We start from the raw sequence: 11,037 nt of genomic DNA, 5'->3' as shown, positions 1-11,037 counted from the left end.
ACCTACGGCGGTATGGCCCGTCACGGTGGTGGTGCGTTCTCCGGCAAGGACCCGTCCAAGGTGGACCGCTCGGCGGCGTACGCGATGCGCTGGGTCGCGAAGAACGTGGTGGCGGCGGGTCTGGCGGCCCGCTGCGAGGTCCAGGTCGCCTACGCGATCGGCAAGGCCGAGCCGGTGGGCCTGTTCGTGGAGACCTTCGGTACGCACAAGATCGAGCCGGAGAAGATCGAGAAGGCGATCGACGAGGTCTTCGACCTGCGTCCGGCGGCGATCATCCGCGACCTGGACCTGCTGCGCCCGATCTACGCCCAGACGGCGGCGTACGGCCACTTCGGCCGCGAGCTGCCCGACTTCACCTGGGAACGCACCGACCGCGTGGACGCCCTGCGCAAGGTGGCCGGGCTGTGAGCGTGGCGGCAGGCCACCGCCCGTCCTCCCGCACCCGCTCACCCGGGCGCCCGGCCCGGACAGCCGTCGCCGGATCCATCGCCACCGATCACCTGATGGTCTTCCCGGGCCGCTTCGAGGAGCAGTTGCTGAGCGAACGGCTCGACCGGGTCTCGCTGTCCTTCCTCGCCGACCGGCTGGACGTGCGCGAGGGCGGCGTCGCGGCCAACATCGCCTTCGGCCTCGGCCGGCTCGGCCTGCGCCCGGTCCTGGTCGGCGCGGCGGGCACCGATTTCGCGGAGTACGGCAGCCGTTTGCGGAAGGCCGGCGTCGACACGGACTCCGTCCGCGTCAGCGAGTCGCTCCACACGGCGCGGTTCGTGTGCACCACGGACCTCGACCAGAACCAGATCGCCACCTTCTACGCGGGCGCCATGACCGAGGCGTCCCTGATCGACCTCACCGAGACGCACGCGCGCGTGGACGGCCTCGACCTGGTCCTCGTCGGCGCGGACGACCCGGACGCGATGACCCGGCACACCGCCGCCGCCCACCGCCTCGGCATCCCGGTCGCCGCCGACCCCTCCCAGCAGCTGGCACGCCTCACCCCACGGCAGACCCGCTCCCTGGTGGACGGCGCGTTCCTGCTCTTCACCAACGAGTACGAGAGCGCCCTGCTCCTGGAACGGACCGGCTGGTCGCAGGAGGAGGTCCTCGCCCGGGTGGGAGCCTGGATCGTCACCCGGGGGGCCGACGGGGTGCTCCTGCGCACGTCCGACGGCACCCGGCTGGACGTGCCCGCCGTCCCGGCCGCGAACGTCGCCGACCCCACCGGCGTCGGGGACGCCTTCCGCGCCGGGTTCCTCGCCGCGTGGTCGTGGGGGCTGCCGTACGCACGCGCCTGCCAACTCGGCTGTGCCCTGGCGACCGTCGTCCTGGGCTCGATCGGCACCCAGGAGTACGACGTGTCCCCCGCAGCCCTGCTCGCCTCGATCGGGGACGCCTACGGCGGCACGGCGGCCGGCGAGATAGCCGCACATCTGGTCGGGGCTTCCTGACCCCACGAGGCGCGTGCACAAACCCCCGGGCGGGACGCTCTTTCCGTGACTCGCTCCGGGCTCGGAAAAGTCCCGGCGGCGCCCACGAGTTCCCTCCTGACCCGCATCGCGCGGGGCAGGAGGGAATTCGCGCTACGGCTTGTCAGATGTCCCGGAAGATCTCGATCTGCGCGCCGATCGAGTTGAGGCGCTCGGCCAGGTCCTCGTAACCGCGGTTGATGACGTACACGTTGCGCAGCACCGACGTGCCCTCGGCCGCCATCATCGCCAGCAGGACGACCACCGCGGGACGCAGGGCCGGCGGGCACATCATCTCGGCGGCGCGCCAGCGGGTCGGGCCCTCGACCAGGACCCGGTGCGGGTCCAGCAACTGGAGCCGTCCGCCCAGGCGGTTGAGGTCGGTCAGGTAGATCGCCCGGTTGTCGTAGACCCAGTCGTGGATGAGGGTCTGACCCTGCGCCGACGCGGCGATGGCCGCGAAGAACGGGACGTTGTCGATGTTCAGGCCGGGGAACGGCATCGGGTGGATCTTGTCGATCGGCGCCTCCAGCTTGGAGGGGTGCACCGTGAGGTCGACCAGGCGGGTGCGGCCGTTGTCCGCGAAGTACTCCGGCGACCGGTCGTGGTCGAGGCCCATCTCCTCCAGGACCGCCAGCTCGATCTCCAGGAACTCGATGGGCACCCGGCGCACCGTCAGCTCCGACTCGGTGACCACGGCGGCGGCCAGCAGGCTCATCGCCTCGACCGGGTCCTCGGAGGGGGAGTAGTCGACGTCCACGTCGATGTTCGGCACACCGTGCACGGTGAGCGTGGTGGTGCCGACGCCCTCCATCTTGACGCCCAGCGCCTCCAGGAAGAAACACAGGTCCTGGACCATGTAGTTGGAGGAGGCGTTGCGGATGACCGTGACGCCGTCGTGCCGGGCGGCGGCCAGCAGCGCGTTCTCCGTCACCGTGTCGCCGCGCTCGGTCAGCACGATCGGGCGGTCGGGGCGGACGGAGCGGTCCACCCGGGCGTGGTACTGGCCCTCGGTGGCCGCGATGTCCAGGCCGAACCGGCGCAGTGCGATCATGTGCGGCTCGATGGTCCGCGTGCCCAGGTCGCAGCCGCCGGCGTACGGCAGCTTGAAGCCGTCCATGCGGTGCAGCAGGGGGCCCAGGAACATGATGATCGAGCGGGTGCGGACGGCGGCCTCCGCGTCGATCGCGTCCATGTCCAGCTCGGCGGGCGGGACGAGTTCGAGGTCGACGCCGTCGTTGATCCAGCGGGTGCGCACGCCGATGGAGTTGAGCACCTCCAGCAGGCGGTACACCTCCTCGATCCGCGCCACCCGGCGCAGCACCGTGCGTCCCTTGTTCAGCAGCGAGGCGCACAGCAGGGCCACGCACGCGTTCTTGCTGGTCTTGACGTCGATGGCGCCGGACAGACGGCGGCCGCCGACCACGCGCAGATGCATCGGACCCGCGTAGCCCAGCGACACGATCTCGCTGTCCAGGGCTTCACCGATTCGGGCGATCATCTCAAGGCTGATGTTCTGGTTGCCGCGCTCGATGCGATTGACGGCGCTCTGGCTGGTTCCGAGCGCCTCCGCGAGCTGCGTCTGTGTCCAGCCCCGGTGTTGCCGGGCGTCACGAATGAGCTTGCCGATGCGTACGAGGTAGTCGTCTGACATGAGGTTGAGGCTATCTCAGATATGAGATGGCGCCCGTCAGGGGGTCCATTCGGGTGACGCCGGTGACGGGCTGTCAGGATCGGCTGCCCGAAGGCACGGTGTGTAGTGAAAAGGCAGGGCAAATCCATCGATGTCGTACAGCGTCGGACAGCATGAGTGGCGCGCGGCGCGGATCGCCGGACATGGCGAATCACTGGGCGCGGCCTCGCGGGGGAGGGGGCGTTCGGCGCCGCCAGGCGTGGCGCCGTGGGGGGAGGGGTGGGTGCGCGGTGCGGGCTAGGTCGCAGGCCCCCGGAGCGGGGTCGCCGGACGGGCGTGCCCCCGGGTGGGTAACCGCCGGGCGATACGCCTCCGCCTCGAAGGCTGCCGCGCGGCCGGGAGGGCACCGGACGCGTGCGCCGCCGGGTCGAGAACCGCCGGGCGGCACGTCTCCGGGTCGATAACCGCCGGGCAGTACGCCTGTGGGGCGGGATCGCCGGACGGTGTGCCTCCGGGCGGACAGCCGCCGGGCGGTACGCCTCCGTGCCGAAGGCCGCCACGCGGAACGCCTTCGGGAGGACCGTGGTCGCCGGACGGTGCGTCTCCGGGCGGACAATCGCCGGGCGGTACGCCTCCGTGTCGAAGGTCGCCGCGCGGAACGCTTCGGGAGGGCCGTGGTCGCCGGACGGTGTGCCTCCGGGCGGACAGCCGCCGGGCGGTACGCCTCGGTGCCGAAGCGCCGCGCGGAACGCCTTCGGGAGGACCGTGGTCGCCGGACGGTGCGTCTCCGGGCGGACAATCGCCGGGCGGTACGCCTCCGTGCCGAAGGCCGCCGCGCGGAACGCCTTGGGGAGGACCGTGGTCGCCGGACGGTGCGCCTCTGGGGCGATTGCCGTCGGACCAGCACGCCTCTGGGCGGGATCGCCGGACGGGCGCGTCTCCGGGTGGATAGCCACCGGCGGCACGTCTAGGGCCGCCGTGTACGCCCCCGGGGCCGAGGTCGCCAGACGGTGCGCCTCCGGCTGGATAAACGCCCGGACGGTACCTCTCCGGGCCGGGGTCGACGGACGGCGCCCCTCCGGGCCGGTCGCCGGTCTCGCCGGACGGCGCCCTCCGGCGGCACCCCTGGCCGGGTCGGGCATGACCGGGCCGCGCCCATGTACTAGAGTTATCTCGACATCGAGATATCTGCCGAGGCGCACCGTAGCCGCCACTCCAGTAAGGCATGCCTAACTTAGCCTGACCTTACTGGTTCGGCCAAGCCGGCGTGGCGGCACGATTGACGGTGGTACGCGCACATCAATGAAGGAGACTGTCGTGTCGGCGAACAGCTTCGACGCCCGCAGCACGCTGCAGGTGGGCGACGAGTCGTACGAGATCTTCCGGCTGGACAAGGTGGAGGGCTCGGCCCGCCTGCCGTACAGCCTCAAGGTCCTGCTGGAGAACCTGCTCCGCACGGAGGACGGCGCGAACATCACCGCCGACCACATCCGCGCCCTCGGCACCTGGGACTCCCAGGCCCAGCCCTCCCAGGAGATCCAGTTCACGCCGGCCCGCGTGATCATGCAGGACTTCACCGGCGTGCCCTGTGTCGTGGACCTCGCCACGATGCGTGAGGCCGTCAAGGAGCTGGGCGGCGACCCGGCCAAGATCAACCCGCTGGCGCCGGCCGAGCTGGTCATCGACCACTCCGTCATCGCCGACAAGTTCGGCACGAACGACGCCTTCAAGCAGAACGTCGAGCTGGAGTACGGCCGCAACAAGGAGCGCTACCAGTTCCTGCGCTGGGGCCAGACCGCCTTCGACGAGTTCAAGGTCGTACCGCCGGGCACCGGCATCGTCCACCAGGTGAACATCGAGCACCTCGCCCGCGTGGTCATGGTGCGTGACGGCAAGGCCTACCCGGACACCCTGGTCGGCACCGACTCGCACACCACCATGGTCAACGGCCTCGGCGTCCTCGGCTGGGGCGTCGGCGGCATCGAGGCCGAGGCCGCCATGCTCGGCCAGCCGGTCTCCATGCTGATCCCGCGCGTCGTCGGCTTCAAGCTCACCGGTGAGCTCCAGCCCGGCACCACCGCCACCGACCTCGTGCTCACCATCACCGAGATGCTGCGCAAGCACGGCGTCGTCGGCAAGTTCGTCGAGTTCTACGGCGAGGGCGTGGCCGCCACCTCGCTCGCCAACCGCGCCACCATCGGCAACATGTCGCCGGAGTTCGGCTCCACCGCCGCGATCTTCCCGATCGACGACGAGACCCTGAACTACCTGCGCCTGACCGGCCGCTCCGCGCAGCAGGTCGCCCTGGTGGAGGCCTACGCCAAGGAGCAGGGCCTCTGGCTGGACCCGGCCGCCGAGCCCGACTTCTCGGAGAAGCTGGAGCTGGACCTCTCCACCGTCGTCCCGTCCATCGCCGGCCCGAAGCGCCCGCAGGACCGCATCGTCCTCGCGAACGCCGCCGAGCAGTTCAAGCTGGACGTCCGCAACTACGTCGACGACATCGACGAGGCGGGCAAGGAGTCCTTCCCGGCCTCCGACGCCCCGGCCGTCGCCCCGAACGGCTTCCCGAGCAACCCGGTCCCGGTGACCGCCCCCGACGGCACCACCTACGAGCTGGACCACGGTGCGGTGACGGTCGCGGCCATCACCTCCTGCACCAACACCTCCAACCCGTACGTCATGATCGGCGCCGCCCTGGTCGCCAAGAAGGCCGTCGAGAAGGGCCTCACCCGCAAGCCGTGGGTCAAGTCCACCCTCGCCCCGGGCTCGAAGGTCGTCACCGACTACTTCGAGAAGGCCGGCCTCACCCCGTACCTGGACAAGCTGGGCTTCAACCTCGTCGGCTACGGCTGCACCACCTGCATCGGCAACTCCGGCCCGCTGCCGGAGGAGGTCTCCAAGGCCGTCAACGACCACGACCTCGCCGTCACCTCGGTCCTCTCCGGCAACCGGAACTTCGAGGGCCGCATCAACCCCGACGTCAAGATGAACTACCTGGCGTCCCCGCCGCTGGTCGTCGCCTACGCCATCGCGGGCTCCATGAAGGTGGACATCACCCGCGACGCCCTCGGCACCGACCAGGACGGCAACCCGGTCTACCTGAAGGACATCTGGCCGACCGAGGCCGAGGTCAACGACGTCGTCGCCAACGCCATCGGCGAGGACATGTTCGCCAAGTCCTACGAGGACGTCTTCGCCGGCGACGCCCAGTGGCAGTCGCTGCCGGTCCCGACGGGCAACACCTTCGAGTGGGACCCGGAGTCCACCTACGTCCGCAAGCCCCCGTACTTCGAGGGCATGGGCATGGAGCCGGCCCCGGTCGAGGACATCTCCGGCGCCCGCGTCCTCGCCAAGCTGGGCGACTCGGTCACCACCGACCACATCTCCCCGGCCGGCGCCATCAAGGCCGACACCCCGGCCGGCAAGTACCTCACGGAGCACGGCGTCGAGCGCCGCGACTTCAACAGCTACGGCTCCCGCCGCGGCAACCACGAGGTCATGATCCGCGGTACGTTCGCCAACATCCGCCTGCGCAACCAGATCGCGCCGGGCACCGAGGGCGGCTACACGCGTGACTTCACGCAGGAGGGCGGCCCGGTCTCCTTCATCTACGACGCCTCCCGCAACTACATCGAGCAGGGCATCCCGCTGGTCGTCCTGGCCGGCAAGGAGTACGGCTCCGGCTCGTCCCGCGACTGGGCGGCCAAGGGCACCGCGCTGCTCGGCGTCAAGGCCGTCATCGCCGAGTCGTACGAGCGCATCCACCGCTCGAACCTCATCGGCATGGGCGTGCTCCCGCTCCAGTTCCCGGAGGGCGCCTCGGCCCAGTCCCTCGGCCTGACCGGTGAGGAGACCTTCTCCATCTCCGGCGTCACCGAGCTCAACGAGGGCCGCACGCCGCGCACGGTCAAGGTCACCACCGACACCGGTGTCGAGTTCGACGCGGTCGTCCGCATCGACACCCCCGGTGAGGCCGACTACTACCGCAACGGCGGCATCATGCAGTACGTGCTGCGCAGCCTGATCCGCAAGTAAGCGGTACGGCTCAGCCGATCAGGGCCGTATCCCCGGTGCCGGGGGTACGGCCCTTCGCCGTACCGCGTCCGCACCGCGGGCCGTCAGCCCCCGTGCCGCCCGCCCGGGCCCGGCTCCGCCCGCACCGGTCAGTCCCCGAGGGCCCCGAGATCCTCCAGGTCCCCGAGATCCTCCAGGGCCGTGAAGTCCCCGAAGAACCGCTTCAGGTCCGGCGCCGTCAGCTCCGCCCAGATCACCTTGCCCTGGGGCGTGTAGCGGGTGCCCCAGCGTTCGGCGAGCTGCGAGACCAGGAAGAGGCCCCGGCCGCCCTCGTCGGTCGTCGCCGCGTACCGCAGATGCGGTGAGGTGCTGCTGCCGTCGGCCACCTCGCAGGTCAGCGTGCCGTCATGGATGAGCCGCACATGGATCGGGTCGGAGCCGTAGCGGATGGCGTTGGTGATCAGCTCACTCAGCACCAGCTCCGTCCCGAAGGCCAGCTCGGACAGCCCCCACTCGGCCAGCTTGGCCGAGACCGCCCCGCGCATCCCCGACACGGCGGCCGGGTCGCGCGGCACGTCCCAGTCGGCGACCCGGTCGGCCGGCAGGGCCCGGGTGCGCGCGACGAGCAGGGCGACGTCGTCCCCGGGACGCTCGGGCAGCAACTGCTCCAGCACCGCCTGGCAGCTCTCCTCCGGCGACCGGCCGGGGTGCCCCGCCAGGGCCCGGCGCAGCAGCTCCATGCCCTCGTCCAGGTCGCGCCTGCGGTCCTCGATCAGACCGTCGGTGTACAGGACGAGCTGGCTGCCCTCCGCCAGCTCCAGCTCGGCCGTCTGGAACGGCAGGCCGCCCAGGCCCAGCGGCGGCCCGGCCGGCACGTCCGGGAAGGTGACGTCCCCGTCGGGGCTGACCAGCGCGGGCGCGAGATGCCCGGCCCGGGCCATCACGCAGCGGCGCGTCACCGGGTCGTAGATGGCGTACAGGCAGGTGGCGCCGACGATCTCGCCGGGCGTCTCCGGGCACGGCTCGTCCTGGTCGAGGCGGCCGACCAGGTCGTCCAGGTGCTGGAGCAGTTCGTCGGGCGGCAGGTCGAGCGTGGAGAAGTTGTGCACCGCGGTCCGCAGCCGGCCCATCGTCGCTGCGGCGTGCAGACCGTGCCCCACCACGTCACCGACGGCCAGCGCCACCCGGCTGCCCGGCAGCGGGATCACGTCGAACCAGTCGCCGCTCACCCCGGACTGCGCCGGCAGATAGCGGTAGCCGGCGTCGAGGGCGCTCTGCTCGGGCAGGGCCCGGGGCAGCAGACTGCGCTGGAGGGTGACCGCGAGAGCGTGCTCGCGGGTGTACCGGCGGGCGTTGTCGATGCTGACCGCGGCACGGGCCACCAGCTCGTCCGCCAGGGTCAGCTCCTCCTCGTCGAAGGGCTCCCGCTTGGCCCGCCAGAAGTTGGCCATGCCCAGGACGACACCGCGCGCGCGGATCGGAGCGGCGATGAGCGAGTGGATGCCGTAGTCCAGGATCTGCCGGGTCCGCTCCGGGTCCTGCGCCTTCCAGCCCTCGGCCTTCGACAGGTCGGTCACCAGCTCGGAGCGTCCGGCGTCGTACCCGCGCGCCTGCGGGGTGGAGGGCAGGAAGTCGATCAGCCGGCCCAGTTCGTACAGGGGGTGGTCGTCCTGGATGCCGTTCACGGCGACCCGGCGGATGTCCCGCGCCGTCGGCGCCGGTTCCTCCCCGTGCAGGACGGCGTCGGCCAGGTCGACGGTGACGAAGTCGGCGAACCGGGGGACGGCGACCCGCGCCAGCTCGTCGGCGGTGCGGACCACGTCCAGGGTGCTGCCGATGCACAGCCCCGCGTCGTACAGCAGCTCCAGCCGCTCGCGGGCGGCCTCGGCCCGGCCGGACACCGCCTGGAGCTCGGTGGAGTCGCGGAGCGTGACGACGGTGCCCCGGGGGCCGCCCGCGCACTCGGTGGGCCGCTGGTTGACCGCCAGCAGGCGCCCCTTGGCGAAGTGCACCTCGTCGCTGGCCTCGCGCCCGGACGTGAGCAGTTCCTCCGTCGCCGGGTCGAGATCCGGCAGCTCCCGCACCGTGCGGCCCTCGGCGTCGGGGGGCAGCTCCAGCAGGCGCCGGGCCTCGTCGTTGGCGAGCAGCAGCCGGCCGTCGGCACCGACGATGAGGACGCCTTCGCGCACCGAGTGCAGGACCGCGTCGTGGTGCTCGTACATGCGGGTCATCTCGTCCGGTCCCAGGCCGTGGGTCTGCCGCCGCAGCCTGCGGCTCACGAGGGCGGTGCCGCCGGTCGAGAGCACGAGCGCGCCCGCTCCGGCGCCGAGGATGATCGGCAGCTGGTGGTCCAGTTCGCTGGTGACGTGCTTGACCTTCAGCCCGGCGGAGACGAGAGCGACCACCCTGCCGTGGCTGTCGTCCACCGGCACGGTGGCCTGCACCTCGTGGCCCAGCGGGCCGTGGACGCTCTCGGTGTACACCTTCCCGGCCAGCGACGGCCCTATGGTGCCCACGAACCGCTCGCCGATCCGCTCGGGTATGGGATGGGTGTAGCGGATGCCCCGGGTGTCCATGACGACGATGAAGTCCACGCCCGCCGACCTGCGTCCGGCCTCGGTCAGCGGCTGCAGGACACGGGACGGGTCGGGGCTGTCCAGGGCGCGCAGCAGGCCCGGCGCGTGGGCGAAGGTCTGCGCGACGGCTATGGACCGGCGCTTGGCCTCCGTGGTGGTGTCCCGCTTCGACTGCAGGACGAGGGCGACGACGGCGCACAGCACGAGCAGCACCACCAGCGCCACCTGGAGCAGGAAGACCTGCCCGGCGACGCTGCGGGGGCTCTTACCGATCAGAGGGCGCCAGGAGAGGCGCCTGAATCGGCCGGATGCGTCCGACATGCGGTATTTGTAGCATCGCGTTCCGCCGGGTGGCTACGGTTCGTCCACGGGATGGACAAGAACCCTCTGCGACCTGCCGACCGCCCCCGGCTCGGGGGGCGATGGCTACGGCGGGTTTGTGGCCCGGGAAGCTCCGGCATCGCGCGCACGCGGCCGTCGGCCTGGTCGGGGCCGGGTCTGTGTGCGGGCGGATGCGGCGGCTGAGCCGCGCATCGGCCGAGCCGGGGCCGTGCACCCCCGCCACCGCTGGTTCGTCCCGGTGCGCGCACGGAGGATCCGCCCCGCTCGTCACCCGGTGCGCGCGCGGAGGGGCCGCCCTGCCCGTCACTCGGTGCGCGCACGGGGGCCGCCCTGCCCGTCACTCGGTGCGCGCACGGGGGCCGCCCTGCCCGTCACCCGGCCCGCGCACGGAGGCCCGCCCCGCCCGTCACCGGCCAGTCGGCTCGCCCACCCCGCCTCCTGCCGCCCACCCCGGGTGACGCCCCGCGTCCGGGCCGCCCCCCCGGGTGACGCCCCGCGTCCGCGCAGCCCACCCCGGATGACGCCCCCCGTCCGGTCGCCCGCCCCCGGCTCTGCCCGCCCGCGTCCGGTCGCCCGCCCCTGTCACGGCGGCCCGGTCACCGTCACGTGGGCGGGGCGCAGGAGGCGGTCGCCGATGCGGTAGCCGGGGCGCAGGATCTCCGCGCAGACCAGCCGCTGCGCGCCCGGCGCCGTGTGGTGCACGATCGCCTCGTGGCACGCCGGGTCGAACGGCTCGCCCTCCTCCCCGAAGGCCTCCAGCCCCAGCGAGCCCAGCTGGGTCCGCAGGGTGTCGGCGATGTCCTTCAGGCCGGGGGTCAGCGGCTCGTGCGCGCACGCCCGGTCCACGGCGTCCACCACCGGCAGGAGGGCCGTCAGCACGTTGGCGACGGCGATCTCCCGCACGGCCATGCGGTCCCGCCGCACCCGCTTGCGATAGTTGTCGTACTCCGCCTTCACCCGCTGGAGATCGGCGGTGCGCTCCTGCAGCAGGCGCTCCACCTCGTCCGAG

Annotated in this window: 6 protein-coding genes; 3 read left to right on the top strand and 3 right to left on the bottom strand. The window is 72.0% G+C overall.

What is annotated here, in order from left to right; translation table 11 throughout:
- Nucleotides 1-408, top strand: a 408-nt coding sequence (locus ABZV94_RS19085) for a methionine adenosyltransferase domain-containing protein (protein WP_356341546.1), incomplete at its 5' end; no start/stop codon positions are given.
- Nucleotides 409-503: 95 nt separating this feature from the next.
- The gene (locus ABZV94_RS19080) at nucleotides 504-1,445 is read left to right on the top strand and encodes a carbohydrate kinase family protein (protein ID WP_356341549.1); all 942 of its coding nucleotides are present in this window, start codon (nucleotides 504-506) and stop codon (nucleotides 1,443-1,445) included.
- A 142-nt stretch (nucleotides 1,446-1,587) separates the two neighbouring features.
- Here ABZV94_RS19080 and ABZV94_RS19075 read toward each other — a convergent pair whose 3' ends face one another.
- Nucleotides 1,588-3,117, bottom strand: a complete 1,530-nt coding sequence (locus tag ABZV94_RS19075; RefSeq protein ID WP_356341545.1) for a UDP-N-acetylglucosamine 1-carboxyvinyltransferase — start codon at nucleotides 3,115-3,117, stop codon at nucleotides 1,588-1,590.
- A 1,296-nt stretch (nucleotides 3,118-4,413) separates the two neighbouring features.
- Between ABZV94_RS19075 and acnA the strand changes: the two genes are divergently transcribed.
- Nucleotides 4,414-7,131, top strand: coding sequence for an aconitate hydratase AcnA (gene acnA / locus ABZV94_RS19070; RefSeq protein ID WP_356341544.1), 2,718 nt, complete (start codon nucleotides 4,414-4,416; stop codon nucleotides 7,129-7,131).
- A gap of 128 nt (nucleotides 7,132-7,259) precedes the next feature.
- Here the strand turns inward: acnA and ABZV94_RS19065 are convergent, their stop codons facing one another.
- Both ABZV94_RS19065 and grpE read right to left on the bottom strand, forming a co-directional pair.
- Nucleotides 7,260-10,007, bottom strand: coding sequence for a SpoIIE family protein phosphatase (locus tag ABZV94_RS19065; protein ID WP_356341542.1), 2,748 nt, complete (start codon nucleotides 10,005-10,007; stop codon nucleotides 7,260-7,262).
- Nucleotides 10,008-10,610: 603 nt separating this feature from the next.
- Nucleotides 10,611-11,027, bottom strand: a complete 417-nt coding sequence (gene grpE, locus ABZV94_RS19060; protein WP_356341541.1) for a nucleotide exchange factor GrpE — start codon at nucleotides 11,025-11,027, stop codon at nucleotides 10,611-10,613.
- Between the last annotated feature and the right edge of the window lie 10 nt (nucleotides 11,028-11,037).

It is taken from the genome of Streptomyces sp. NPDC004658, assembly GCF_040609555.1.
GTDB lineage: Bacteria > Actinomycetota > Actinomycetes > Streptomycetales > Streptomycetaceae > Streptomyces.
Note: the sequence above shows the minus strand (reverse complement) of the source record. Positions and strands in the feature narration are given on the sequence as shown.